This window comes from Xanthomonas sp. WHRI 6108 (genome assembly GCF_040202385.2).
Classification (GTDB): Bacteria; Pseudomonadota; Gammaproteobacteria; order Xanthomonadales; family Xanthomonadaceae; genus Xanthomonas; species Xanthomonas arboricola.
Genome location: NZ_CP168198.1, coordinates 3,401,526 through 3,427,218, shown reverse-complemented (window position 1 = coordinate 3,427,218; position 25,693 = coordinate 3,401,526). Strand labels below are relative to the sequence as shown.

General features: G+C 66.8%; 19 protein-coding genes. 4 read left to right on the top strand and 15 right to left on the bottom strand.

Annotated elements, in window-relative coordinates; all coding sequences use genetic code 11:
• Positions 1 to 463: 463 nt before the first annotated feature.
• Complete coding sequence (locus tag ABQ039_RS14430) at positions 464 to 670, bottom strand: hypothetical protein (protein WP_016904346.1); 207 nt, start codon at positions 668 to 670, stop codon at positions 464 to 466.
• Positions 671 to 787: 117 nt separating this feature from the next.
• Here ABQ039_RS14430 and ABQ039_RS14425 point away from each other — a divergent pair, with 117 nt between their 5' ends.
• Positions 788 to 1,498 (top strand): rRNA pseudouridine synthase, encoded by a 711-nt coding sequence (locus ABQ039_RS14425; protein WP_016904347.1) that lies wholly within the window; start codon positions 788 to 790, stop codon positions 1,496 to 1,498.
• Positions 1,499 to 2,637: 1,139 nt separating this feature from the next.
• On the opposite strand, the gene ABQ039_RS14420 is transcribed toward ABQ039_RS14425, so the two are convergent.
• The 5 genes from ABQ039_RS14420 to ABQ039_RS14400 all read right to left on the bottom strand — a co-directional run bounded on the left by ABQ039_RS14420 (position 2,638) and on the right by ABQ039_RS14400 (position 7,418).
• A complete protein-coding gene (locus tag ABQ039_RS14420) occupies positions 2,638 to 3,243 on the bottom strand; it encodes a hypothetical protein (protein ID WP_046346024.1) in 606 nt (201 codons plus the stop codon).
• Positions 3,244 to 3,563: 320 nt separating this feature from the next.
• Positions 3,564 to 3,968 carry a response regulator gene (locus ABQ039_RS14415; protein ID WP_024939936.1) on the bottom strand — a complete coding sequence of 135 codons (405 nt, stop codon included), beginning with the start codon at positions 3,966 to 3,968 and terminating at the stop codon, positions 3,564 to 3,566.
• Between the two features lie 78 nt (positions 3,969 to 4,046).
• Positions 4,047 to 4,529 (bottom strand): hypothetical protein, encoded by a 483-nt coding sequence (locus ABQ039_RS14410; protein ID WP_046343838.1) that lies wholly within the window; start codon positions 4,527 to 4,529, stop codon positions 4,047 to 4,049.
• A 138-nt stretch (positions 4,530 to 4,667) separates the two neighbouring features.
• Positions 4,668 to 6,464 carry a DNA helicase RecQ gene (gene recQ, locus ABQ039_RS14405; protein ID WP_039519542.1) on the bottom strand — a complete coding sequence of 599 codons (1,797 nt, stop codon included), beginning with the start codon at positions 6,462 to 6,464 and terminating at the stop codon, positions 4,668 to 4,670.
• Between the two features lie 396 nt (positions 6,465 to 6,860).
• A complete protein-coding gene (locus ABQ039_RS14400) occupies positions 6,861 to 7,418 on the bottom strand; it encodes a Dps family protein (RefSeq protein WP_024939933.1) in 558 nt (185 codons plus the stop codon).
• 90 nt (positions 7,419 to 7,508) lie between these two features.
• Between ABQ039_RS14400 and hrpA the strand changes: the two genes are divergently transcribed.
• Positions 7,509 to 11,639, top strand: coding sequence for an ATP-dependent RNA helicase HrpA (gene hrpA / locus ABQ039_RS14395; protein WP_184608785.1), 4,131 nt, complete (start codon positions 7,509 to 7,511; stop codon positions 11,637 to 11,639).
• A gap of 248 nt (positions 11,640 to 11,887) precedes the next feature.
• Here the strand turns inward: hrpA and ABQ039_RS14390 are convergent, their stop codons facing one another.
• The 9 genes from ABQ039_RS14390 to pqqA all read right to left on the bottom strand — a co-directional run bounded on the left by ABQ039_RS14390 (position 11,888) and on the right by pqqA (position 21,357).
• Entirely contained in the window at positions 11,888 to 14,521 is a 2,634-nt protein-coding gene (locus ABQ039_RS14390) for a TonB-dependent receptor (protein ID WP_184608786.1), read from the bottom strand.
• Positions 14,522 to 14,623: 102 nt separating this feature from the next.
• Positions 14,624 to 15,658: a glucokinase family protein gene (locus ABQ039_RS14385; protein WP_184608787.1), complete on the bottom strand. Its 1,035-nt coding sequence runs from the start codon at positions 15,656 to 15,658 to the stop codon at positions 14,624 to 14,626.
• Positions 15,659 to 16,006: 348 nt separating this feature from the next.
• Complete coding sequence (locus ABQ039_RS14380; protein WP_184608788.1) at positions 16,007 to 17,524, bottom strand: PhoPQ-activated pathogenicity-related family protein; 1,518 nt, start codon at positions 17,522 to 17,524, stop codon at positions 16,007 to 16,009.
• A 60-nt stretch (positions 17,525 to 17,584) separates the two neighbouring features.
• Positions 17,585 to 18,097 (bottom strand): hypothetical protein, encoded by a 513-nt coding sequence (locus ABQ039_RS14375; RefSeq protein ID WP_054591015.1) that lies wholly within the window; start codon positions 18,095 to 18,097, stop codon positions 17,585 to 17,587.
• Positions 18,098 to 18,159: 62 nt separating this feature from the next.
• On the bottom strand, positions 18,160 to 19,290 hold the full coding sequence (gene pqqE, locus ABQ039_RS14370; protein ID WP_104568118.1) for a pyrroloquinoline quinone biosynthesis protein PqqE: 1,131 nt from the start codon (positions 19,288 to 19,290) through the stop codon (positions 18,160 to 18,162).
• Complete coding sequence (gene pqqD / locus ABQ039_RS14365; RefSeq protein WP_047129146.1) at positions 19,287 to 19,565, bottom strand: pyrroloquinoline quinone biosynthesis peptide chaperone PqqD; 279 nt, start codon at positions 19,563 to 19,565, stop codon at positions 19,287 to 19,289. Before pqqD ends, pqqE begins: the two co-directional genes overlap by 4 nt.
• Positions 19,562 to 20,314 carry a pyrroloquinoline-quinone synthase PqqC gene (gene pqqC / locus ABQ039_RS14360; protein ID WP_039525992.1) on the bottom strand — a complete coding sequence of 251 codons (753 nt, stop codon included), beginning with the start codon at positions 20,312 to 20,314 and terminating at the stop codon, positions 19,562 to 19,564. The genes pqqD and pqqC overlap by 4 nt, the downstream gene beginning before the upstream one ends.
• Complete coding sequence (gene pqqB / locus ABQ039_RS14355) at positions 20,311 to 21,210, bottom strand: pyrroloquinoline quinone biosynthesis protein PqqB (protein WP_167763854.1); 900 nt, start codon at positions 21,208 to 21,210, stop codon at positions 20,311 to 20,313. Before pqqB ends, pqqC begins: the two co-directional genes overlap by 4 nt.
• Before the next feature lie 66 nt (positions 21,211 to 21,276).
• Complete coding sequence (gene pqqA, locus ABQ039_RS14350) at positions 21,277 to 21,357, bottom strand: pyrroloquinoline quinone precursor peptide PqqA (protein WP_002812057.1); 81 nt, start codon at positions 21,355 to 21,357, stop codon at positions 21,277 to 21,279.
• A 291-nt stretch (positions 21,358 to 21,648) separates the two neighbouring features.
• Here pqqA and ABQ039_RS14345 point away from each other — a divergent pair, with 291 nt between their 5' ends.
• Together ABQ039_RS14345 and ABQ039_RS14340 are read left to right on the top strand one after the other, a co-directional pair.
• Positions 21,649 to 23,832 (top strand): bifunctional (p)ppGpp synthetase/guanosine-3',5'-bis(diphosphate) 3'-pyrophosphohydrolase, encoded by a 2,184-nt coding sequence (locus ABQ039_RS14345; RefSeq protein WP_184608789.1) that lies wholly within the window; start codon positions 21,649 to 21,651, stop codon positions 23,830 to 23,832.
• Positions 23,833 to 24,176: 344 nt separating this feature from the next.
• A complete protein-coding gene (locus ABQ039_RS14340; RefSeq protein WP_184608790.1) occupies positions 24,177 to 25,691 on the top strand; it encodes a hypothetical protein in 1,515 nt (504 codons plus the stop codon).
• Positions 25,692 to 25,693: the final 2 nt, after the last annotated feature.

Sequence of the window (25,693 nt, the reverse complement as noted above, 5' to 3'; positions counted from 1 at the left end):
GTCTTGCCCCAGCTAGCGGCCGGATCGCGACGAGCTAAAGGCTCGTATTTGAAATTACTTATATTGAATTCATCGTATGGAAGAAATTTCCCGACAGCCGTCCGCAGCGGCCTGACATACGCGCAGAAATTGCTTGTTTATTGCGTTATGGCTGGATCGAAGCGTGCCAACGGCGGAACGATTTTCCGACGTTCTAATGACAGATGGCGATGCACCCAGGGCAAGGACGTTGCTGGGACAGGGTGCAATTCATCCCGTGTCGCGATACCGGCAATGCGCTTGTCTTCAAGCAGCGGCGGCGCCATTGCTGCCGAGTGCTCAGGTGCTTGGATTGGCCGTGATGCGGTGCGACAAGCCCACGTTGCCGCGAGCGATTTGCGGGCCCGCACGTGCTGGCTGCTCTGCCGGCAACGCCCATCGCGCGTGAGGCATCACGCGCGTGACGGCACTGTGGGTCTTGCGCTCAACCTTCCAGTGCAGCGAGCACCTCTGCATGCAGCTGCTCGGCGCCGCTTTCGGTATTGAAGCGTGCAAAGATTTCCTCGCCGGAGAGCAGGCCGACCCGGACCGAGTGGCAATACGAGCCGAAGTTTTCGCCTGCATTGAAGGGGTCGCTGATGACGGAGATATGGTTGAGGCGGACCCGGGTGGTGCCGAACTTGATGAACATCTGCAATCTCCTGTGTGAGCGCCCAGTTTCCCATGTTGTCGGGCGGTGCAGAAGCCGGCCTCACGCATCCATCGACCCAGCACGTACACTGCCGTGCCCTGAAACCGAGCTCGCCCGATGTCCGATCCGATCCGTCTCGACAAATGCGTGGCCGCGCTGTTCGGCTGCTCGCGTGGCGAGGCGCAGCAATACATCGAAGGCGGCTGGGTCAGTGTGGACGGGGCCGTGGTCGAAGAGCCGCAAGCCTTGGCCACTGCAGCGCAGGTGACGCTGGCGGAAGACGCCGTGCTCGCAGCTGCCGAGCCTGCCACGCTGCTGCTGCACAAACCGGCAGGCATGAGCGCCGAAGCGGCGCTGGCACTGGCCACGCCGGCAACGCGCAGCGCACTGGACCAGCTCGAAATGCGGGTGCTGAAGCGGCACTTCCTGCGCTTGAACGCGCCGCTGCCGCTGGAGGACGAGGCGAGCGGCTTGCTGGTGCTGAGCCAGGACGGCCGCGTGCTGCGCAGGCTCAGTGCCGATGCGACCTCGATCGAACAGGAATTTCTGGTGGAGGTGCGTGGTGAGCTGCGCCCGTATGGCATGGCGCGGCTTGCGCATGGTCTGGTGTACCAGCAGCGCAGCCTGTCGCCGTGCAAGGTGAGCTGGCAGAACGAGGAGCGCCTGCGGTTCGCGATCAAGCATGTGCAACCCGGCCAGCTGCGTTACATGTGCGCTGAGGTGGGGCTGGAGGTGGTCAGCATCCGACGCCTGCGCGTGGGCCGTGTATCGCTGGGCAAGCTGGCCATCGGTGAGTGGCGCTATCTGCCGACAGGCGAGCGGTTTTGATCGGCGTCGGTTTTCTGCGCGCCTAGCCGCAACGCGGTCGTCTGCCGATGCTGGTGACACGTGCTGGTGACACGGCACATGCATCAAATGCCGCTCGGCCTGAACGCAGCGATGTCGCTGCGGGGCCTCGTTTTCCAGACAGCGTTAGCACTGCTGCGCTGTTACGCGGGAAGTAGTGTGTGTTAGCCGTGCCAGGTAGAGGCCGGCCTGGACCGGCGCCCGGTATCAGCAACTCAGGGTAAGTGCGCATCGAGCGCGGGATATGTCGCATCCCGATGTCTGGCGCGCTTCCTGTGTTGCTTACTTCTTGTTGCGCTTCTTCTTGGCGCGGGTCACCAGCCAGAACACCACGGCAATCACGCCGATAACCAGAATGACGAAGGCCGGTGACAGAAACGAATTGTCGCCCATGGGAATTTCCTGAAAGTCTTCGCAGCCAAGTGCTGCACTGACATCAGCCTAGCGAGCGGCCTGCTTGATGGCGTGAAATACACTGCATTCGTCCCTGGCAGCAGCGGTGCATCGCCATCCGCGCAAGAGCACGCTATAGCTGCGAGCGCGCTTGCTCGGCATCTGCCTGCCGGTGCTGCCGTGGAGATACCGGCGCAATGATGCTGTGCTGGCGGTAACCGCAAACCGATAAATCTCAAGCCACAAGCGCATGGGCAGCAGCGTTTGGAGATCGCTGTGCAGGTGATCAATTTAATGCGCATGCAACGCCGGCGCTTGAGCTCAGCCACGATGAGCATCAGCACAAATCGAGCTGCAGGTTGGAGCTCGTGACGTTGGAGCTCGGACACAGGGCTGGCGTGTCACCGAGCAGTTCGACTGCAAACCCAAGTGAGCCGTCTGCGCCTGCGCGAATGACTCTTTGTCCGAGTAAAGCGCGCGTAGCCAGGCTGATGGACGAACAACTCACCACGATGTGGGAGCCGCTTGCCCGGTGCCGGCAATGTCCCGGCAGGGGCGTGCTCAGCGCCCCGCGAGTTGAGCGGCCCAACAGGCCTCGCGTCCGGTGGCTGCAGTCTAAATGAGGTGTGCATCACGTAAATCGGGGCCGCGCCGACAGCTTGTCGGGTCATCCCCGACAAGTGTCGTGCGGTCCGGCTGCACCCGCACCCGGGCGCAGCCTTGTCAGGTCACGGGAAGCTCGCGCTGCAGCGGAAGCCGGCGCAATCGATCTGCACCGTACTGCCGCCAGTGCAACTGGCGGTGAAGCGCGTGGCGCTGCGCGCCTGCACCGCGCCGCAACTCAGGCCAGTGCTGATGCCCTGCGCGCGCGTCATGGCCGATTCGGTAGACATCGCCGGGCCTGCAGGTGCAACGGTGGCTGCGGCGTTGCCGGCTGGTGCTGCTGCGCTGGCCGGTGCAGGCGGGGCGACATCGCCTGCCAGCGGCAGCGTGACCGCTCCACCGGGCGAATTGCCGCCGCTGGAATCGGTTGCTGCGACAGCCCGCCCTTGTGCGTTGTCGCCCTGCAACGGTTGGCCGCGGTCCTCGCGGTGGCGGTCGAAGCTCAGCGTCTGTCCGAAGACCAGCTGGATCCAGCTCGGGTAGGTGTAGCCGGTCCCTTTGCTGTGGTCGACGATGGCGCCAATCGCGCCGCCGATCAGGATGTTGCCCCAGATCCCGATGTTGGCGCGCGAGATGGAGCGGCCGGCGGCATCGCGCTGACCGGGCAGCACGCAGCTGACCTCCAGATCGCGCGAGGACCGATGTACCTGCACGGTCTGCCCGGACTTCAGGGTGAACCGGCCCTTGTCGTTGCTGAGCGCGCAGTCGGCGCCAGCGATGACGTGCCCGTCGGCGGTCTTGGTATCCACACGGATGGGCTGGGTCGCGTCGTTCATGACCGTCGCGCAACCGCTCAACGCAGCCATGGCAATGGCTGCGGTCACTAGGTGTTTCATGGTGTCCCCTGGCGTAAGACATGGTCGGGCCAGGTGGGCATGGCGCCGCGTCCCTGGCACAACCGTGTCGTGATCAATCCCCGTTGCCGACGCATCGCGCCGGCCGCCACTTCATACCGGGATTGTGGGTCGCCGTCCAGTCGCAACCGTCTGCGTCATGCGACCGGGGTGGAGAGCACCCGGTGCTTGGCCATCACGCTGCGGATCGCGCTCAACAACTGCTCAGGGGTATAGGGCTTTTCGAGGAAGGCCACGCCGTCCGGCAGGATCTCTTCCACATATTCGACCGCCAGGCCGGAGGTCAGCAGCACCGGCAGGTTGTAGGGCGCGTGCGCCGTCTTGAGCGCCAGGTCCACGCCGGTCAGGCCGCCCGGGAAATGGATGTCGGAAAACAGCACATCCACGCGTGGGTCGCTTTCGATCAGGGCCAGCGCTTCTTCGACCGAGCCTGCGCTACGGCAGGTAAAACCATAGCTTTCCAGCACAAGGCAGCTGAGTTGTCGGGTGCCATCGCCATCTTCGACGACAAATACAACTGGCCGTTCCTTGTTCTGTGACATGAGCACGTCTCGTAAGGCAGGCCACATTCTCAGCGATGCGGCAGTGAACCCTCTGTCAACGCAGACGGAGCCGTACGGTTACCAGCCGAACGGGCCGGGGCCATAGCCGCCGGGGCCGTAGCGCGGCCCGAACAGTGCGCCTTCGCCGCGTCCGACGCTGATGCTGACGCCGATCTGGTGCGCCTTGCCGTCGTCGTCGTAATAGGTCTTGCAGGAATTCAGGTTGACGGCCTGCCAGTTGCTGTTGCCGCCGCGGTTGGAATAGCCCATGCCGGTTTCGACCGCGCCATGTAGCTTGCCCTGGCACTGCTCGGCGCGTTCGGCGGCAAGCGAGGCCGCGCTGGGGCGGCTCAGCGCAGGCTTGGGGCCGCTCTTGTCGCCGTAGAAGGTGCCCGGCGGGTCGGTGCTGTATTCCGGGTCGGAGCGGTACTGCACCGGGGCTTGCGGAACGCTCAGGTCCAGCGACCGCGCCGACCCCGGCTCGGCACTGCTCTCGCCGGCCTGGGCAAGCGCGCTGCCGGCGGCAAACAGAGTGGCCAGGACAAGCAGGCTGCGTTTCATGGGTGGACTCTACTCAAGAGGGACTGACAGCGCGTGCCAGATCGCCCTGTGAAACTAGCAATGGCTGATTGAATGCGCGCTGTCGATTCTGCGGATTTTTGTGCCAGCGCCGCCACCGCGATGACACATGCCGTTGCATCAGCCCTGCTCGCGCACGATCTCGATCAGTTGCGCGCCATAGCGGGCCAGTTTGCCGCCACCGATACCGCCGACACGCGACAGTGCATCGATGCTGGTCGGCCGCTGTTCGGCGATATTGCGCAGCGTGCTGTCGTGGAAGATCACGAAGGCCGGCACGTTCTGCTCCTTGGCCAGCTCCGCGCGCAGGCCGCGCAAGGCATTGAACAGCACCAGATCCTGCGGCTGCACCGGCAGGCCGGTCCGCTGCGCGCTGCGCTCGCGCCCGGCAGCCGGGTTCTCGCGCCGCATCATCACCTGGCGCTCGCCCTTGAGCACCTGGCGGCTGGCATCGGTCAGGCGCAGCCCGCCGTGGCCCTCGCTGTCGACCTCCAGCAGGCTGGCCGCCACCAGCTGGCGGAACACTCCGCGCCAGGTGCGCTCGTCCAGGTCGCGGCCGATGCCGTAGGTACTCAGCTGGTCGTGGCCGAGCTGCTTGATGCGCTCGTTCTCGCTGCCGCGCAGGATGTCGATCAGGTGGCCCACACCGAAACGCTGCCCGCTGCGGTACACGCAACTGAGCGCCTTCTGCGAGGCCACCGTGGCGTCCCAGGCGGCAGCAGGCGTCAGGCAGTTGTCGCAGTTGCCGCAGGGCTTGGGATAGGTCTCGCCGAAGCCGGCCAGCAGCACCTGGCGGCGGCATTGCATCGATTCGCAGTAGCCGAGCAGGTGATCGAGCTTGGCGCGCTCCAGCCGCTTGCGCTCCTCGGCCGCTTCGCCCTGTTCGATCATCTGCTTGAGCAGCACCACATCGCCCAGGCCATAGCAGAGCCAGGCCTCGGCGGGGTCGCCATCGCGGCCGGCGCGGCCGGTTTCCTGGTAGTAGCCTTCCAGCGATTTGGGCAGGTCCACATGCGCCACGAAGCGCACGTCCGGCTTGTCGATACCCATGCCGAAGGCGATCGTGGCGGCCATGATGATGCCGTCCTCGCGCAGGAAGCGGCGCTGGTTTTCCGCGCGCACCTCGGCGGGTAGGCCAGCGTGGTAGGGCAGGGCGTTGAAGCCCTGCGAGCACAGATACTGCGCGGTCTCCTCGACCTTGCGCCGCGACATCGCATAGACGATGCCGGCAGAGCCGCGGTGGCGGCCCAGGAACTCCTGCAGCTGCTTGCGCGCGTTGTCCTTCTGCACCACGGTGTAACGGATGTTGGGGCGGTCGAAGGAGCTGACGAAGTGGCGCGCGTCGACCAGGTCCAGGCGTTCGGCGATCTCGCGCTGGGTCGGCGGATCGGCGGTGGCGGTCAGCGCCATGCGCGGGATATGCGGCCAGCGTTCGTGCAGCACCGTGAGCTGGCGGTATTCGGGGCGGAAATCGTGGCCCCATTGCGAGACGCAATGCGCCTCGTCGATGGCGAACAGCGCGATGCGGCTGCGTTCCAGCAAGGACAGGAAGCGCGGGTTCAGCAGGCGCTCCGGGGCGACGTAGAGCAGGTCCAGGTCGCCCGACAGCAGGGCACGTTCGACCCGCTGGGCGTTCTCCGCGTCTAGCGTGGAATTGAGGAATTCGGCGCGCACGCCGAGCTGGCGCAAGGCCTCGACCTGGTCCTGCATTAGCGCGATCAGCGGCGAGACCACGATGCCGATGCCGTCGCGCAACAGCGCCGGCACCTGGTAGCACAGCGACTTGCCGCCACCGGTGGGCATCAGCACCAGGGCATCGTTACCCGCAGCGACGTGTTCGACAATGGCTTGCTGTGGGCCGCGGAAGTCGTCGTAACCGAAGACGCGGCTGAGCAGTTCGTGGGCGGGGGAAGACATCCGCTTAGGATACCGCGCGGGTCAAGCCCTGGTCGGTGTCAGGCCGGCGGTGTTGCGCAATGGTGCGTCGGGGATTGCCGCGATGTGGCGGGTGCGCCTACGAGTGCTGATGCGGACGTTGCTGGATAGGGAGGCGTGCGGCGTGGAAAATGGCCGGTGGCCGAGCGTTGCTTAAGGCGACTGGAGCTTCGCTCCGTACGCTCACCCCAAGCCCCGCTTCGCGCCCCGGCCCGCGCTTGCGGCGCGGGCGCTCCAAGGCACGCGCGCCCATGGCGCGCCAGCAGTGCCTCCTCCTCCCGAGGGGAGAGGGGCTCTGTGTCTAACTTATGGAGCAGGAGCCCAAGGTTTCGGCGCAGCGAAGCCTTGGGCAAACCCGCAGGGGTGAAGCCCAGGGGATTACTGCAGCAGCGAACGCAGCATCCAGGCGTACTTCTCGTGGGTCTGCAGGCGCTGGGTCAGCAGGTCCACGGTCGGATCGTCGCCGGCGTCGTCGGCGGTACCAAGCACCTTGCGTGCGGTGCGGCAGACCGCCTCGTTGCCGCTGACGAGCTGGCGCACCATTTCACGCCAGTCGGCGCTGTCGCTCAGCCCCTGTTCTTCCGGGATCGAGGTCAGGGCGACGAACTCGCTGTAGGAGCCCGGTGCGTTGTAGCCCAGCGCGCGGATGCGCTCGGCCACTTCGTCCAGCGCGGCCCACTGCTCGGTGTACTGGGTCTCGAACATGGTGTGCAGCGAGTTGAACATCGACCCGGTGACATTCCAGTGGAAGTTGTGGGTCTTCAGATACAAGGTGAAGGCGTCAGCCATGTAGCGGGCCAGACCGTCGGAGATCTGCTTGCGATCGCCGTCCTTGATCCCGATATCGATGTGTGGCGCCGATGCTGCGGCGACCGGCAGTGCACCCGCTGCTTCATTGATGACGACGGGCTTGTTGGCGTTCTTTTTCTTGGACATGTGGATGGTCCTCCTGAGGAAACTGATATCAGGTCACAATAGACAGGCTAAAGGATCTCTTGTCATTCAATCTTTCACATTTTTCCATCAATGAGCGCTATCGACACCGACCTTGCCAACACCTTGCGTGAACGCCGCCGCGCCGTCGATGGCGCGATGAGCCGCGACCGTGGCCGGCTGCTCGGTCTATGGTCGCGCTGGCAAGGCAAGCCCGGCAACCCGCAGGTGCGCGCGGCGTTCGAGCAGGCGCTGGCGGCATCGCAGGCGCAACGCCAGGCGCGCGCCGAGCAGCAGCCGGCCATCACACTCGATGAGCAACTGCCGATCGCGCGCGAGGCCGAGCGCATCATCGCGCTGATCCGTGACCATCAAGTGGTTGTCATCGCCGGCGAAACCGGCTCGGGCAAGACCACCCAGCTGCCCAAGCTGTGCCTGGCGGCCGGGCGTGGTGCGGCCGGCATGATCGGCTGCACCCAGCCACGCCGGATCGCCGCGCGCGCGGTGGCGGCGCGCGTGGCCGAGGAGCTGAAGACGCCGTTGGGCACCACGGTGGGCTTCCAGGTGCGCTTCACCGACCGGGTCGGCGAGCAGTCGCGGATCAAGTTCATGACCGACGGCATCCTGCTGGCCGAGATCGCCAGCGACCGCTGGTTGTCGGCCTACGACACCATCATCGTGGACGAAGCGCACGAACGCAGCCTCAACATCGATTTTTTGCTCGGCTATCTCAAGCAGTTGCTGCAAAAACGCTCCGATCTCAAGTTGATCGTCACCTCGGCCACCATCGATACCGAGCGCTTCGCCCAGCATTTCGACAATGCGCCGGTGATCAATGTGGAAGGCCGCACCTTCCCGGTCGAAGTGCGCTACCGGCCACTCGAAGGCGAGGCCGGCGGGGCCGACGACACTGGCGACGGCGAGCGTGGCAATGGCCGCGATGGCGAACGCACCGTCAACGATGCGATCGTGGCGGCGATCGACGAGATCACCCGCATCGATCCGCGTGGCGATGTGCTGATGTTCCTGCCCGGCGAGCGCGAGATCCGCGATGCGCACCAGTCGCTGGAACGGCGCAAGTACCGCGAAACCGAAGTGGTGCCGCTGTACGCGCGGCTGTCGGCGGCCGACCAGGACCGCGTGTTCAACCCGGGGCCGCGTCGGCGCCTGGTGCTGGCCACCAATGTGGCCGAGACCTCGCTGACGGTGCCGCGCATCCGTTACGTGGTGGACCCGGGTTTTGCGCGGATCAAGCGCTACAGCCCGCGCCAGAAGCTGGACCGCCTGCATATCGAGCCGATCTCGCAGGCCAGCGCCAACCAGCGCATGGGCCGCTGCGGGCGCATTGCTGAGGGCATCTGTTACCGCCTGTATGCCGAAGCGGACTTTGCCGCGCGGCCGGCATTCACCGATCCGGAAATCCGCCGCTCGTCGCTGTCGGGCGTGATCCTGCGCATGCTGCAACTGGGGCTGGGGCGGATCGAGGATTTCCCGTTCCTGGAAGCGCCTGACGAGCGTGCGGTCGCCGATGGCTGGCAGCAGTTGCTGGAGCTGGGCGCGATCGACGGCAACCGCCGCCTGACCGCGACCGGTCGCCAGATGGCGCGCCTGCCGGTGGACGTCAAGCTGGCGCGCATGCTGGTGGCTGCGCAACAGCATGGTTGCCTGCGCGAGATGATCATCATCGCCGCCTTCCTGGGCATCCAGGATCCGCGCGAGCGCCCGCCCGAGGCACGCGAAGCGGCCGACAACGCGCATGCGTTGTTCGCCGATGCACGCTCGGAATTCGTCGGCATCCTGCGCTTGTGGGAGGCCTACCGACAGGTGCACGAAGATCTCACCCAGTCCAAGCTGCGCGACTGGTGCAACCGGCATTTTCTCGGCTTCCTGCGCATGCGCGAATGGCGCGAGCTGCATCGGCAGCTGCGCCTGTTGTGCGAAGAGCTGGGTTGGAGCGAAGAGCCGGCCACCGCGATGCTGGCACCACTGCTGGCCGGTGCCAGCGCGCCTGCGCGCGAGGATGGGCACAACGCCAACCGGCCCACGCGCGGGCAGTTGCATCGCGCTGCGCGGCTGGCGCGCGAAGGCAAGCCGGATCCGAACGCGCCACCTGCACAACACGCCTCTGCCGCTGCCGCCAGGCAGGCCGAAGCGGCCGAAGCCACGGCACGCACCAGCGAGCGCGAACGTGCAGCGGCGTATCAGGCCCTGCACCGCGCGCTGCTGGCCGGCCTGCCCACGCAGATCGGCCATCGCACCGAAAAAGGCGACTTTCTCGCCGCGCGGCAACGCCGGTTCGTGCCGTTCCCCGGCTCGACACTGGCACGCAAGCCGCCGCCGTGGATTCTGGCGGCCACGCTGCTGGATACGCAAAAAGTCTGGGGCATGACCAATGCCGCGATCGAGCCGGACTGGGCGATCGCCGAGCTGGGACATCTGCTGGCACGCAAGCACTTCGACCCGCATTGGTCGCGTGCGCAGGGGCAGGTGGTGGCGTCCGAACAGATCAGCCTGTTCGGCCTGGTGCTGGCACCGAAGAAGCCGGTCCATTTCGGCAAGATCGATCCGGCCGGCGCGCATGACCTGTTCGTACGCCAGGGCCTGGTCACGGGCGAGATCAATACGCGTGCAGCGTTCATCGCCGACAACCTCAAGGTGCTGGAACAGGCGCGCGAAGAAGAAGCCAAGCTGCGCCGGGCCGGCATCGTGGCCGACGAGGACTGGCAGGCGCGCTGGTATCTGGACCGCATCCCGGCCGAACTGCATTCGGCCAGCGGGCTGGATGCGTGGTGGAAAACCCTGCCGCCGGACAAGCGCCGCAGCCTGCACTGGACATTGAACGACCTGTTGCCGGGCGAAGGCAGCGAGGCCGATCGTTTCCCGAAGTATTTCCCGCTGGGCGATGCGCGGTTGCCGCTGCATTACCGCTTCGAGCCGGGCGCCATCGATGACGGCGTGACGCTGGACGTGCCGCTGCACCTGCTCAACGCGCTGGATCCGGCGCGGCTGTCGTGGCTGGCGCCGGGCTTCGTCGCCGACAAGGCATCGGCCCTGATTCGCAGCCTGCCCAAGGCGCAGCGGCGCAACTATGTGCCGGCCCCGGATTTCGGGCGCGCGTTCTACGAGGCCTACAGCATCGCCTCGGCCGATGACATCCGCGGCGAGCTAGCGCGCTTTCTGACCAAGACCACCGGTACGCAGGTGGCGGCTCTGGATTTCGACGAAGAGTCGCTGGACACGCATCTGCTGATGAACCTGCGCCTGCGCGATGACGACGGCAAGGTGCTGGCCGAGTCGCGCGATCTGGACGGATTGCGCGCACGCTTTGGCGAGCGTGCCGGCCAGGCCTTCGCAGCGCGTGCAGGGCGTGCGCTGGCTGCCGAGGGCTTGCGCGATTTTCCGTCCACGCCGATTCCCGAACAGGTTGCCGGCGAAGCCGGCGTGCCGGCCTATCCGGCGCTGGTGGATCAGGGCGACGACGCGGCGTTGCGCATCTTTGCCGACCGCAACGAGGCGGCGCAGGCGCATCCGCGCGGCGTGCGCCGGCTGCTGGAAATCGCGCTGGCCGATAAGATCAAGCAGGCGCGCAAGCAGTTGCCGGTGTCGCCCAAGACCGGCCTGCTGTACGCGGCGATCGAATCGCAGGAGCGCCTGCGCGGCGATCTGGTCGATGCCGCGCTCAACGCGGTGCTGGCCGATGGTCTGGGCGCGATCCGCGACCCCGGTGCCTTTGCCCAGCGCCGCGATGAGGCGATCAAGCGCCTGTTCGGCGAGGCGATGGAACGGCTGAAGCTGGCTGAAAGCATTCTCGCTGCGGTGGCCGAGCTCAAGCCCCTGCTGGAAGCGCCGTTGATGGGCTGGGCGCGCGGCAACCTGGACGATATGGAGCAGCAGCTGCGTGCGCTGGTGCACGCCGGCTTCCTGCGCGAAACACCGGCCGAGGCGCTGGCCAATTACCCGCGTTATCTCAAGGCGATGATCCTGCGGACCGAGCGCGCCAAACGCGATCCGGCCCGCGACCAGGCGCGCATGCTCGAACTCAAGCCGTTCGTGGACGCATTGGACCAGGCGGCTGCGCGCGGTCTGCAGCAACGTGATGAATGGCAGTCGCTGCGCTGGGACCTGGAGGAGTTGCGCGTATCGGTATTCGCGCAGGAGCTGGGTGCCAAGTCGGGCGTGTCGGCGAAGAAGCTGTCACAGCGGGTGGTCGCGTTGCGCAACTGACTGGTGCCGGAGGCGCTGGTGACGACGGCTTGCCGCCATCGCCATCGCGTTGTGCCGGAGGCGCTGGTCCTGCCACCGACTGGTCACTCAGGCCAAGCACTGCGCTTTGAGCGGTGAACGCAACCCAGCGCGCAGTGGTTAGCTGGGCGTGGGCAATGCCCGGAACCGGCGTGTACGCCCGGTACATGCCGGTTCCGGACATTGGCCGCGCCGCCGGGCGGTGCGCGCCGTCCAGTTGCCAGCCGCTGTCAGAACTTCATGTGCAGGCTCGCCATGTAGCGGCGCCCGCTCCTGTAGCGGCCGGCCAGATGGTCGGTGTCGCCGAGATACTGCAGGTATTGCTCGTCCAGCAGGTTCTGCGCGTCGATCTGCAGCGACCAGTTCGGGCTGAACGCATAGCCGATGCTCGCGCCGAGTTCGGCGTAGTCATCTACGCTTGCCGGCGCGGCGCCGGCCACGTAACCGCCGGCCAGATAGCTGTCGCGCCAGTTGTAGGTCAGCCGTGCGTTGAGCGGGCCTTTTTCGTAGTACGGGCTGACTGCCACGCTGTTGCGCGACTGGTAGGGCAGGGCATCGCCGGTGTTGTTTTCGCCATTGGCGTAGGTGTAGTTGGCAGTCAAACCGAAGCCGCTGTCGCCGAACGGCTGCTGGAACGCGATGTTGAAGCCCTTGACCTTGCCATCGCCGGCATTGCGTGGCCGCTGGATGCTGTAATCGCAATAGCCATCGGCGCTGCAGCCGTTGCTGCCGAGCAACTGCGCCCAGCTCTGCGGCGCGGTATCGCGCAGCGCGTTGTACTGGCGCTCCACGCTGGCGCTGGTGTCGATGTAGTTGTCGATCTTCTTGTAGAACAGCGACCACGCCACCACCGACTGCTGCGCGAAGTAATACTCGGCCGACAGGTTGAAGTTCCAGGATTCGTACGGCGACAGCTCGGCATTGCCACCACTACCGGTCAGTGTGGTGTCGTTGAGGAAGGTGTTGTTGACCATCTGGTTGTACGGTGCCCAGGCGATCACCTTGGCCGCGGCAAAGCGGAACACCCAATCGTCGGCGGCCTCGTAGGAGAGCGTGAGCGAGGGCAGCAGGAAATCCTCCTTGCGCGTACGTGTCTGCCACAGGCTGTCGGCGTTCTGCAGTGTGGGCGTGCCGCTGTAGACGAAGCCGCTGCCCTCGGTTTTCGAATCGACATAACGCAGCCCGAGATTGCCGCGCAGGCCGCCGCCGGAGAAGTTCAATTGCGCATAGGCGGCGTTATTGGTCTGCTGCAGCGCCCAGGTGTTGTTGAGGTAGCTGGCCGGATCCGGCGCGCCATAGTCGACCGGGCTGTTGCGGATCCAGTTCAGCACATTGTTGCGGCCTGCCTGCACATGCCGGCCGTGGTCCGGATAGAAATCCTGCAGATCGGTCAGCCCGATGGTGCCCACGTCGGCCAGCGTACCCGGCGTCACGCCGCCATAGACGTTGAGCTCGAAGCGCTCCTCATGCCTGCCATGGCGCACGCCCAGCAGCAGTTGGTTGAACACGCTGTCGAACTGCAGATTCAGATCGAGTTGGCCGTAGGTGTCCTTGCTTTCGGTGGAAAAGATGCCGTTATTGCCGAACCAGCCGCCAGCCGAGCCCCAGTTGGCCGGATCGCGCGCGCGCGCCGGATCGTCGAAACGGATGCCGCGCCGCGTGTCCCAGCTGAAGCCGCCGTTGTAGAACGGCTCGATGAAATACTGCGACAGGTCCTTGTTCTCGGATCTGCTTTGGCCCACCTGCCCATTCAATCCCCAGCCATCGCCGCGGAATGCGCCGCGCAGGTCCAGGCCCTTGGTGGTGACTTCCGATTCGCGCACGTTGTTGTCGTAGATCACGGTGCCGCCGAGCGGGTCGGCATTGGCGCCGGAATGCCCGCTGGTCACCACGCCATTGCGCAGGCCGCCGAGTTGGTCCACCGCCGCCACCGTGCCGGCATTCCAGGTCAAAAAGCTGTACATCGACTGGTTGTAGTTGTCGAAGTTCTCGTTGATGTACAGGCCGCTGAGGTTGAATTCCAGCGCCTGGCTGGGCTTGAGCTGCAGGTTGACCACAGCGCTGTCGCGCTCGCGATCCTGCTGGAACCAGGCCGCGTTGATCGAGTTGGGCACGTCCGCATCGGCGGGCACGCCGCCTGCGGCGTTGGCGAAGGTGCTGGCCGGCGCATAGCCGAACACTTCCATGCCGCGACGATCGACGCGTTCTTCGTAATGCTGCGCCGACACCGCAATGCCGAAGGTGTCGGCCGCGTTCTTCCAGCTATACAGCAGCGCCGCATTCGGCTTGCCCTCGCTGGCCTGCGCGCTGTAGCTGTAGCCGATGGAGGCGGCCACCTCGTTGACGTCCAGGTCCAGCGGTTGCCGGGTGTGCATCAACACGGTGCCACCCAGGCTGCCTTCGGTCAGGCGTGCTTCGGAGGATTTGAGGATTTCCGCGCGGCCCAGGATCTGCGGCGCCAGCAAGGTGTAGTCGAATCCGCGGCTGGGTTGTTCGCCGTAGAGCCAGATCGCCTGCGCCACCGGGTGGCCGTCCAGGAAGGACAGATTGAGGCTGGGGTCGGTGCCGTCGATGCTGACGCGCTCGCCCTGGCCAAAGCGCCGGTCCAGGGTGACGCCGGGAATCTGCGACAGCGCCTCGGCCACGTTGGTGCTTGGAAACTTGCCGATGTCTTCGGCGGTGATGGCTTCGGAAATGCCGGCGTTGTTGCGTTTGGTGTCGAGCGATTTTTCCAGGCTGGCACGGATGCCGACCACTTGCACGGCATCCAGGTCGGTGGCCTGGTCGGCTGCGTCCTGGGCTTGGGCGGCGAATGCCAGCGACAACGCGATCGCGCTGGACAGCAGGGTGGTGCTGTATTTCATGATGTCTCTCCTCATCACGCACGGGGATGGACGGCGGGCTGCTGCTCGCCGGATGCGGGGTCTTGCGGGCGCGCGCCCGGGGCCGAGCGCGTGGTGGATCGCTTACGTCAGGTCAGCATGGTGTTGCAGATACCAGTTGGCCGCGCCGAGCACGCCCAATTGCCCGTGCTCGACCAACTTGACCGGAATGCGTTCGAGCACCGCGCGCATGCGTCCCTTGGCCAGAAAGCGCTCGCGAAAACGGCTGTTCTGCAGGAACGGCCCGATCGTCGGCAAAAAACCGCCGGCCAGATAGATGCCGCCGGCGGCGCCGTAGGCCAGCGCCATGTCGCCGACCGCGCTGCCCAGGATGGCGCAGAAGACCTGCAGGCAATCGCGTGCCAATGCATCGTCTTCGTGCAGCGCGGCATGCGTGATCGCGGCCGGCAGCCGATGGCGGGGCGTGGCGCCCTGCAGTTCGCACAGGGCGTTGTACAGATGCAGCAGGCCTGGCCCGGACAGCACATGTTCCAGCGGCAGATAGCGCTCGCCACGCAGCAGGATCCGCAGCACCTGCAGTTCCATCTCGTCGTTGCTGGCCAGGGCGACCTGGCCGGCCTCGGTGGCGAGCACGATCGCGCGTGGCCTGGCATCGATCCAGACCGCCGCACCCAGCCCGGTGCCGGGGCCGACCACCAGGATGGGGCCGCTGGCGCGTGCATGCCGCGGCGTCGGCCCACTCAGTTGCAGCGCGGCACGTTGTTCCATCAGCGGTGCGGCGTAGGCCACCGCTTCGAAATCGTTGACCAGGTGCACGCTGGGCACGGCGAGCGCGGCGCGAATGCGGCCAGGCGAAATCGTCCACGGCAGGTTGTTGCTGATGAAGCTGCCATCGTCCAGCGCCACCCCGGCACTGGCGATCACCACCGCCTCGACGTCGCGCGGTGGCTGCAGGAAGTCGGCAAGGATGGCGTCCAGACTGGCGTGTTCGGCGCAGCGGTAGGTGCGGTAATGCGACAACTCGGTCGCAGCAGTACCTGCCCGCGCGATGTGGCCGATCCGCACATGCGTGCCACCCACATCGGCCGCGATGAAACCGGTGGCAACCGGTGCGGTGGGCAAGCCAGAAGCGAGAGCAGAACGCGAAGTCGCAGCCACGTGCAGTCCTTTGGAGTCGTCCGAGCGGCCAATGCGATCGGCGAGTAGCGGCCTGTGTAGGAGTTGGTGACAACGATGTCAATGGTTCAGTCGGGTTGGATCGATCTTGCTGGCGGACTCAAGTGCAAAATTTCCCATTTCAGGGCTGTCTGCATGGGCGTGATTGCGCAGTACGGGAGAATGCGCACGCGCCTCCGCGCCTCCGCGCCTCCGCGCCGTCGCAACGGTCGCGTCTGTTGTCGCCATCTGGACGCTGAGCGGCGCCGACATCGCTCCGTGGCATCGACATTGGCTTCGGCGGTCGCTACCGCCAGCCTGATTGCGTCAGCGCTCCGCGTAGTCGCCAGCTCAGCGCGCAGCCGCCGCAGAGGCCACGCCCGGCAAGGTGCTGCAGGCCGCACCGTCGGTGGGTGGCGCCTGCGTCGGATAGCGCTGCTTGCCGAGCACGTAGGTCTGGCTGGTGGCGACGAAGCCGTCCGCGTAGGTGGCCTCGACGAAGTACGCGCTCCAGCCAGCGTCGGGAATCTGCACCGGTACCGACACCGTGTTGCCGCGTGCAGGTGTGATCGGCGTGGCGCTGTAACGAATGCCGCAGGCATAGCGGAAATCGCGCGCCGCCGGATTGCGCGCCTGCCACAGACGCAACTGCGCAGGGCGCTCGGACGACTGGAAGCGGATCTGCGGGTGTTCACCTGCATGCAGGGAATCGCGCACCTTTGGCAATGCACGCTGCTGCTGCAGCCGGGTCACGAAGGGCACCAGGCTGTCGACGATGGAAGCGCGGATGCCGTTATGCGCGCTGTTGGGCACCATGCGCAGCGCCTTGCTGCCGGGCAGCGCGTCGTAGAAGAACTGCGTGTTGTCCGGCAGGAAGAAATCGTCGCCGCTGGCATTGACGATGTACTTGGGCACGGCCAGGCGTTTGCGCTGCGGCGTGTGCAGATAACTCAGCGGGTCCTGCAGTTGCACCAGCTGCGCAAATGCCGGCGTGTGCAGCTGCGCGGTGATTCCCTGCCTGGCGTAGGCGCCGAATGCGATCGGCCAGTTGCCGCCATAGGCCCGGGACATGTGCTCGAGCACGGCCGGCAGATTGAGGATGTCGATCACGAACGGCACCACGGCCTCCACGCGCGCATCGGCGATGGTGGCGTGCCAGCTGGCCCAACCACGCTTGGAGGCGCCGGCGAGGATGAAGCGATGAATCTGCAACGGCGCCAATTCGCGTTCGGCCAGGCTCATGGTGCGCGCGATCGCCGCGGCCATCGGCACATGCAGCGGCATGGTCTTGCGTCGTTGCGGCGATGCCAGGAACAGCGACCAGCTGTAGGCGACGCTGTCGTCCTCGCGGCGCGGCGTGCCATCGTTGCGGTAGGTCAGTGCCTGGCTGGGCAGATCGCCGAGCGCGATCACCACGGTGCGGCTGCGCCGCGCCAATGCGGCCAGCGCCTCGGGCGGCAATTCGCTGGACGGTTGTGGCGCGCCGCCATCGACGGGATGACGGGTGCCATTGGTGGAGATCAGCAGCGCACGCGTCGGCAACGCATCTGCCGGAATGTAGATCGCCACATCGTGCTGCCAGCTGGCCGGCTGCACCAGGTCCTCCGGCGACCACTGCTGCGAGGTCAGCAGGTAATCGCGCCTTTCGACACCGTCCACCGTGCGGGTGGCCACGCGCCGGTAGACCAGTGGCTGGCGCTCGATGGCATCGTGATAGCACACCAGCGCCTGGTCGATGCCGACCTCGGGCGCATCGGCGCATTGCCGCGCTGACAGGGTGGGTGCAGTGGCCGCATCGGCAGGCGCAACGCCTGCGAACCAGGCCAGCGACGCCAGCAATGCCAGGCTGCAACATGGCATCCAACGCATGCGTGTTCTCCGGGTGGCCTGCTCAGGCTGCGGTGGCGGGCCGGCAATGCCTGGACGCGCTTACTTGACCCGGCGCACCTTGGCCTGCGTGTTGTAGCCCTCGATCTGCAGATACCACACGCCGACCAGACCCGGCTTGATCTTGACCTTGGGTGACGCCTTGCGCACGCCCGACAACGTCGCAGCGTCGGTCTGCTCCCAGTCCTGGCCATTGGCCAGCGTGTACACGCGCCCCTTCGAAAAGCCCTTGAACTCGCCGACGATGTTGCTCTCGATCGGCTCGTTGCTGCCGAAATCGAAGAAGCCGCGGTTCTTGACGATCACTTCCTGGCGGCCGGCTTCCTTGGCCTGTTCGACCACGACCGCGGCTTCCTTGGCGACCTTGCCCTGCAGCCAGTCGTTGAGCGCGGCCAGTTCGCCGGCATCGAGCTTGTCCAGGCCGGCGGCCTTGAACTGTTCGGCGCTCATCTGCGACTGCAGGTCGCCCTGCACCGCGCGCTGCGCGAGGGCCGGAGCGGCGTTCAGGGCGAGGGTCAGGCAGACCAGCAAGGGAATGCGGCGCGCGAGCGACATGGATGCCATCCGATCAGGAGAGGCGGCTAGTGTAGACGCTAGCCCGCGCATGACGCAGCCGGCTATGGCGCGTCGGCGGCTCGTGCCTCTGTGCTGGCCGATGCCGCGCGTCCGGGGCGGCGGTAGACGAACTCCGGCGGCGGGGCGGCGGCCTCGCGTTCGGCGGTGGCGCGCACCTCGGTGTGCCGCGGCGAGCGTTCGCAGACCGGGTCCAGCGTGGCGGCATCGCCACTGAGCGCGAGCGCCTGGCAGCGGCAGCCGCCCCAGTCGATCTCGCGTTTGGGGCAGCCCTGGCAGACCTCCGGCATCCAGGCGGTGCCGCGGAAGCGCACGAAGGCCTCGCCGTTGTTCCAGATGTCGGCCAGCGACCGCTCGCGCAGGTTGTCAAAGCGCATGCCGTCGATGGTCTCGGCCGCATGGCAGGGCAGCACATCGCCACGCGGGGAGATATTGACGAAGCGCTGGCCCCAGCCACCCATGCACGGCTTGGGCTGGCGGGCGTAGTAATCGGGGGTGACGAAGTCGATCGCCAGGCGGTCGCCGAGCTCGCGGCGGGCGGTTTCCACCGCGTCAATCGTGGCCATCAGCTGCTCGCGGCTGGGCATCAGCGCGGCGCGATTGCGCAGGCCCCAGCCGTAGTACTGGGTGTGCGCCACTTCGATGCGTTCGGCCTGCCATTCCAGCGCTAGCGCGATCATGCCGGGCACGCGCTCGGCGTTATGGCGATGCAGCACCGCATTGAGCGTCAGCGGCAGGCCGCGCGCGCGCACGGCGGCGGCGAACTCGCGCTTCTTCGCCAGGCTGTTGCGATAGCCGGCGATACGGTCGGCACCGGCCGGGTCGACGTCCTGCACGCTCAGCTGCACATGCTCCAGTCCGGCGGCCTGCAACTGGTCCAGCATCGGCTCGCCGCCGGCCACGCCGGAGGTGATCAGGTTGCTGTACAGCCCGAGCGCACGTGCATGCGCCACCAGCTCGGGCAGGTCCTTGCGCAGCATCGGCTCGCCGCCGGAAAAGTGTGCCTGCAGCACGCCCATGTCGGCAGCCTGCTGCAGCAGCGAGCGCCAGCCGGCGGTGTCCATTTCCTCGCGCAGCGCCGCCAACGCGATCGGGTTGGAGCAATACGGGCAGGCCAACGGGCAGCGATGGGTCAGCTCCAGCAGCACCGACAGTGGCGGCGGGGCGATGCTCATAGCCGCAGCAGACGCTTCTGATGCAGCGTGGCGGTGAGTTCTATCACATCGACCTCGATATCGGCCGCGTCAGCATCGAATTCGCCTGCCAGTTCCTGCGCGATCTGCGCCAGCGAGCGGGTGCCGTCGTAGCGCTGCGCCACCACCAGTGCGATCTCGTCCAGCTCGACCACGCGTTCCGGCGCCAGCAGCACCCATTGGTCACGCGCGCGGTCGTGCTGCAGGCGCACGCCTGCGCGTAGGGCCGGCTGGCTGTCGCGGGTGATGCTGCTCACGCCGCGGCCCGGCTGGCGTCGCGGTCGGGCACGAACGCATCCGGCCACACGATGCCCGGGGCGACGTAGGCCACGTGCAATGCATCCAGCTGCGCCCACAGCACCGAGCACTTGAAGTGCAGCGCGGCCTTGACCAGGGCCTGTTTTTCGACGGTATCGGCGTGCTGCTTGACGTAGTCCAACGCAAAATCCGAATCGCGTGGCGCCTCGGTCAGGCGATGCTCGAAATAGGCCAGCGCTTCGGGCGAGACGAAGTCGTAATGCTTGAGCATGCCGGCCACGCGCCGGCCGATGATGTTGGGGGCGAACAGCTCGGTTAGCGAGGAGGCGATCGCCTCGAGCAGGCTTTTTTCGCGCACGAACTGCAGGTAGGCCTGCACCGCAAAACGGGTGCCGGGCAGCAGCGCACGGCCGGATTCCACCAGCGTGCGCTCCAGGCCCAGCGCGTCGGTCAGGTGCAGCCAACGCGCGATGCCGCCATCGCTGGGGCTGTTGCCGTCGTGATCGAGAATGCGTTGCCGCCAGATCCGCCGCAACGCCGGGTCTTCCATGCGCGCCAGGATCGCGGCGTCCTTCAATGGAATGCAGCGCTGGTATTCGAAGCGGTTCAGCGCCCAGGCCTGGACCTGGCCGCGATCGAGCTTGCCCTCGTGCAGGAGCGCATGGAAGGGATGCTGGTCGTGGTACAGGCGGGCGCCGATGGCACGCAGGTCCGCTTCCAACTGGTCCGGGGTGAGCAGGGTGGTCACAGGGTGATCTCCAGGCCGTCGTGCGCGACTTCCCAGCCGCTGGCACGCGCGCTGGCGTACTCCGGCGAACGGGTATCGAGCACGGGATTGGTGGTGTTGAGATGGATGAAGATCTTGCGCGCCACCTCCAGCGGGGCGAACGCGGCAATCGTGCCGTCGGGGCCGTCGATGCTCATGTGGCCCATGCGCTGGCCGGTCTTCTGGCTGATGCCCAGTTGCACCATCTCGTCGTCGCGCCACAGCGTGCCGTCGAAGAACACCAGTTCGGCGCCTTGCAGGCGCGCGCGCAAGGCATCGGTCATCGCCGCGCAGCCGGGAATGTAATGCACGCGGTGTTGGCCATCGTCGATGGTCAGCCCGAGGGTTTCTTCGTTGGAGCCGGCCAGGTCGCCGCCACTGCGCGATTCCATGAACAGCGGTACCTTGCCGGGCACCGAGAATGGCGTGAGTTGCAGGCCCAGTAGCGACACCGGCGTGTCCAGCGCAAACGGCTGGCGCTCCACGTAGGCGGGATTGACCGCATCGAAGATGGGGTTTTGCGACAGCAGATCCAGCACGCGGCTGCTGGCATGCAGCGAGAACGCCTGGCTCTCGCGCATCGACAGCAATCCGGCGATATGGTCGATCTCGCCGCTGGTCAGCAGCACCGCTTCGATCGGCGAATGCCGCAAATCGCGCTGCGGCCAGAGTGCGGGCGTTGCAAGGATTTGTTGACGGAAGTCGGGGGAGGCGTTGATCAGGACCCAGCGCTGGCCATCGGCACTGACGGCGATGCTGGCCTGGGTACGACGTTGGGCACCATCGGCTTGTTGCCATGCCCGCCTGCTGGCGGGTGTGTGGCAATTCCACTGCGGGTGCCCACCGCCGGCCGCCGATCCCAGAACGATGATGCGCATGGAGAACTGTTACCTATCTGCCGGCGCGTGCCGGTCATGCATCGGGAGGAGGGGCGGCAGGTGAGCTCAGAATTCGCCGGAGACGTAGCAGTTGATCTCGGCGCCACAATTGACTTCACGAACGACAGGCTTCTTCCAGGTCTTCATCGGCTACCTCGCAGTTGGTTGGAATGACGTGGCCGCGGCAGGACGCAGCGACAACGCCACTGGAGGATAGGCAGGCGGTTTGGGCGAGTTGTAAAAAGCATGTAAAAAGCTGATTGAGCATGCCGATTGGCCTGCAGCGTTGCGGCACAAGCGGCGCACAGCGGTTGCGAATCAAGACGTTGGCGGGTGAACCGACCATAAGCGCAAGCGCGCGGGATCGCGCCGACGATGCAGCGATTGCGCGTTGTGGAGAAGGTGACGCGCACGTTACCGTAGCTGTCAGCCCCCCCGTTGTTGCCCATCGCCGTGTCCACCGTTGTGACCAGTTCCTCACTCGAGCGCCTGCATGCCTTGCTGCAGCGTCCCGCCATCGCGTCGATCGCGCCAGATCTGCGTGATGCCCTGGCGCAGGCCTGGCAGCAGTTGCCGGCGCCGAGCGAGGACGTGGCCTGGACGCTGCTGGCCGATACGCTGGACGCGCTGGCGTTGCTGGCCGCCGATGAGGCCACCCTGATTGCGGCATTGCTGTTCGACCTGCCGGCGTTGCGCGGCGCGATCGCCGGCCTGCCATGGCAGCCGGCCGAGCGCCGGGTGGCGGTCGAAGGCCTGCTGGACGGGCTGGATGCGGCCGACCAGGTCTGGGCCCTGCATGCCGGTCGCGAGGCCGGGCGCAACAGCGAAGGTCTGCGGCGGCTGTTGCTGTCCATCATCCACGACCTGCGGGTGGTGCCGATCCTGCTGGCGCGGCAGTTGGCGCGCATGCGCGTGGCCGACCGCCTGAGCGAAGAGCAGCGCCGCGCACTGGCCCAGCTCACCCGCGACATCCATGCGCCGTTGGCCAACCGGCTGGGCATCTGGCAGGTGAAGTGGGAGCTGGAAGACCTGGCGTTCCGGCATCTGGAGCCGGAGACCTACCGCCGCATCGCCCGCGAAGTGGACGAAACCCGCGTTGCGCGCGAGCGCTATCTGGACGCGGTCAAGCGCACCCTGTCGACGACGCTGGCCCAGCAGGGCCTGCGCGCGGAGGTGAGCGGGCGGCCGAAGCACATCTACAGCATCTGGCGAAAGATGCAGAAAAAGCGCCTGTCCTTTGACCAGCTTTACGACATCCGCGCGGTGCGGGTGATGGTCGATGACGTGGCCGCCTGCTATGCCGCCCTGGGGGCGGTGCACTCGCTGTGGGTACCGGTGCCGAGCGAGTTCGACGATTACATCGCCCGGCCCAAGGCCAACGACTACCGCTCGCTGCATACCGCGGTGGTCGGCCCGGAAGGGCGCACGATCGAAATCCAGATCCGTACCCACGAGATGCATGCGCAGGCCGAGCTCGGCGTGGCCGCGCACTGGAAATACAAGGAAGGCGGCAAGGGCGGCGAAAAAGCCTTCGACCGCAAGATCCTGTGGATGCGCCAGCTGCTGGAGCAGGTGCAGGAAGGCGACCACGGCGAACTGGCCGGCGCGCTGGACGCCGAGCTGATCGAAGACCGCGTGTATGCGCTGACCCCCAAGGGCGAGGTCATCGACCTGCCGCAAGGCGCTACGCCGCTGGATTTCGCCTATCACGTGCACACCATGGTCGGGCATCGCTGCCGCGGCGCGCGCGTCAACGACCGCATCGTGCCGCTGACCTACCGGCTGCGCAGCGGCGACCGGGTGGAGATCATGACCGCCAAGGAGGCCGACCCACGCCGCGACTGGTTGCTGGCGTCCAATGGCTTTCTGGCCAGCGGGCGCTCGCGCGACAAGGTGCGCGCGTGGTTCCACAAGCTCGACCGCGCGCGCAACGTACAGGCCGGCAAAGACCTGCTCGATCGCGAGCTCAAGCGGCTGGGCCTGCAGCACGCCGACCTGAGCGTGGCCACGCGCAAGTTCCACGCCGAGAATGTCGACGACCTGTACATCCAGGTGGCGCTGGGCGATACCGGGCCCAACCAGGTCAGCCGTGCGCTGCTGGAAGCCGAACGGGCCGCTTCGCAGCCGGCGGTGCCGGCGCCGCCACGGCCCACCGCGCGCCGCGAGGGCTTGGGTAAATCCAAGTTCACCGTGCAGGGCGTGGGCAATCTGCTGGTGCAGCTGGCGCGCTGCTGCCAGCCGGTGGCGGGCGAGCCGATCGCCGGCTATCTGACCCGTGGCCGCGGCATCACCGTGCACCGCACCGATTGCGCGGCACTGTCGCGTCTGGCCGCGGCGCATCCGCAGCGCGTGTTGCCGGTGGAGTGGGGCCAGGCCGGCAGCGGCTACGAAGTGGATGTGCAGGTGCGCGCGGTCGACCGCCGCTGGCTGCTCAAGGACATCACCAACCTGATCGCGCAGGAGGACGCGCACGTGCTGGAAATCAACAGCGACAACGTGCGTGACACCGGAAGGGCACAACTGCGCCTGCGCCTGAAGGTCAGCGACTACGACCAGCTGTCCAGCCTGCTTGGCAAGCTGGACGCCTTGCCTGGAGTGAGCGAGGTGCGGCGACTCGGTTGAGTGCGCCGCAGCCCGCCAGCGCCAATCGCCTGGAAACAGGCGGGACCCACAGCAAACAAGGTGTGCTCGCTTCCCGCTTCCCGCTTCCCGCTTCCCGAATCCCGAATCCCGAATCCCGAATCCCGAATCCCGAATCCCGAATCCCGAATCCCGATTCCCGATTCCCGATTCCCGATTCCCGATTCCCGAATCCCGATTCCCGAATCCCGCTTCCCGCTTCCCGAATCCCGCTTCCCGAATCCCGATTCCCGATTCCCCAAGCCCACATCGTCTTCGCAGCAGACAGCTACCATGACGGGGTGAACGCGTCCCCGTCAGGTCGCGCCAAGGACGGACGCCACCGCATGCTCCCGCTTCCGCGCTGGGCAAGATCGCCTCGCCTCTGGGCACCACTGCGCAGCCGCGCGTTATGGCGCGTGGTGCTGGCGTTGTGCGCCTGTCTCTTGCTGGCCACGGTCGTGCTGCGCAAGCCGCTGGCCGATTGGCTGTGGCCGGACACGCGTATCCAGCAACTGCTGCAGCGGGGCGATGCGGCGCTGTCGCGCGGCCATCTCAGTGCGGCCGATGGCAACGGCGCGCGCGAACTGTTCGCTGCTGCGCTTGCGCTGGACAGCGATCGTGGCGAAGCCCGCGCCGGCCTGGCGCGCACCGGTGCCGCCGCCGTGGTGCAGGCGCGCGCGGCGATTGCGGCCGGGGATGCCGCTGCTGCGCAGCGCGCGCTGACGCTGGCGGGCGCGCTGGAGGTGCCGCAGGCGCAGATCGCACCGGTGGCACTGCGCCTGCGCCAGTTGCAGGCGCGTCGGGCCGGCCTGGACGCCTTGTTCGCACAGGCGGTGTCCGCGCAACAGCAAGGGCGCCTGGATGGCAGCCCGGACAGCGCGCTGCCGTTGTATCAGCGCATCCTGACCCTGGCACCGGACCGCACCGACGCGCTGGAAGGGCGCGAGGACGCCCTGACCGATCTGCTGGCGCAGGCACGCCAGGCCCTGGCGCGCGATGCGCTGGCCGATGCGGCGATGCTGCTGGCCGCGGCCAAGCGCTATGACGCCGGGCATGCCGATGTACCGCTGACCGAGGGCCACTACCACCGTGTGCTGGAGCAGCGCCGTCAGCGCGCGCAGGGCCTGTTGCGGCGTGGCCGGCTGGCACCGGCCGCACGCGATTTCACCGCAGTGCTGGCAGCCGAGCCGGCGGATGCGGCCGCCCAGCGTGGGCTGGAGCAGGTGGCAGGCGAATATGCCGCGCAAGCCGGCCGGCAGGCGGCAGACTTCCAGTTCGACGCCGCGCTGCAGTCGCTGCAGGAAGCCAAGACCTTGCTGCCCGGCGCCGCCGCGATTGCGCAGGCCGAGCAGGCGATTGCGCGTGCACGCGATGCCCAACGCAGCCCCGAGACCGGGCTGTCGCGCGGTACCCGCGAGCGCCGCCTGCGCGCGCTGCTGCAACGGGTGGTAGCTGCCGAAGCGCAGCAGCAGTGGATGACGCCGCCCGGCGCCAGTGCCTACGACGCGGTGCGTGCCGCGCAGGCGCTGGCGCCGCGCGATCCACGCGTGCTGCAGGCCGCCGCACGTGTGGTGCCGGCCAGTCAGCGCTGCTTCGAGGACGAGCTACGCAACAACCGCCTGCGTGCCGCGCGCGGCTGTCTGGATGCCTGGCAGGCGCTGACGCCCAACGGCGATGCACTGGCCGGCGCGCGTCGACGGCTTGCGCAACGCTGGGTTGCGGTGGGCAGCGAACGCCTGGGACAGGAAGACGCCGCCTTTGCACGACGCGCGCAGGACGAGGCGCACCAGCTGGACCCTGGGCTGCCGGAATTGGCCGAGTTCACGCGCCGGGTCAAGGCCGTGACCGAGCAGCGCTGACC

Coding starts and splice junctions, on each gene's coding strand:
- ABQ039_RS14430 (WP_016904346.1), bottom strand. CDS start 670: ATGTTCATCAAGTTCGGCACCACCCGGGTCCGCCTCAACCATATCTCC.
- ABQ039_RS14425 (WP_016904347.1), top strand. CDS start 788: ATGTCCGATCCGATCCGTCTCGACAAATGCGTGGCCGCGCTGTTCGGC.
- ABQ039_RS14415 (WP_024939936.1), bottom strand. CDS start 3,968: ATGTCACAGAACAAGGAACGGCCAGTTGTATTTGTCGTCGAAGATGGC.
- ABQ039_RS14410 (WP_046343838.1), bottom strand. CDS start 4,529: ATGAAACGCAGCCTGCTTGTCCTGGCCACTCTGTTTGCCGCCGGCAGC.
- recQ (WP_039519542.1), bottom strand. CDS start 6,464: ATGTCTTCCCCCGCCCACGAACTGCTCAGCCGCGTCTTCGGTTACGAC.
- ABQ039_RS14400 (WP_024939933.1), bottom strand. CDS start 7,418: ATGTCCAAGAAAAAGAACGCCAACAAGCCCGTCGTCATCAATGAAGCA.
- hrpA (WP_184608785.1), top strand. CDS start 7,509: ATGAGCGCTATCGACACCGACCTTGCCAACACCTTGCGTGAACGCCGC.
- ABQ039_RS14390 (WP_184608786.1), bottom strand. CDS start 14,521: ATGAAATACAGCACCACCCTGCTGTCCAGCGCGATCGCGTTGTCGCTG.
- ABQ039_RS14380 (WP_184608788.1), bottom strand. CDS start 17,524: ATGCGTTGGATGCCATGTTGCAGCCTGGCATTGCTGGCGTCGCTGGCC.
- ABQ039_RS14375 (WP_054591015.1), bottom strand. CDS start 18,097: ATGTCGCTCGCGCGCCGCATTCCCTTGCTGGTCTGCCTGACCCTCGCC.
- pqqE (WP_104568118.1), bottom strand. CDS start 19,290: ATGAGCATCGCCCCGCCGCCACTGTCGGTGCTGCTGGAGCTGACCCAT.
- pqqB (WP_167763854.1), bottom strand. CDS start 21,210: ATGCGCATCATCGTTCTGGGATCGGCGGCCGGCGGTGGGCACCCGCAG.
- pqqA (WP_002812057.1), bottom strand. CDS start 21,357: ATGAAGACCTGGAAGAAGCCTGTCGTTCGTGAAGTCAATTGTGGCGCC.
- ABQ039_RS14340 (WP_184608790.1), top strand. CDS start 24,177: ATGCTCCCGCTTCCGCGCTGGGCAAGATCGCCTCGCCTCTGGGCACCA.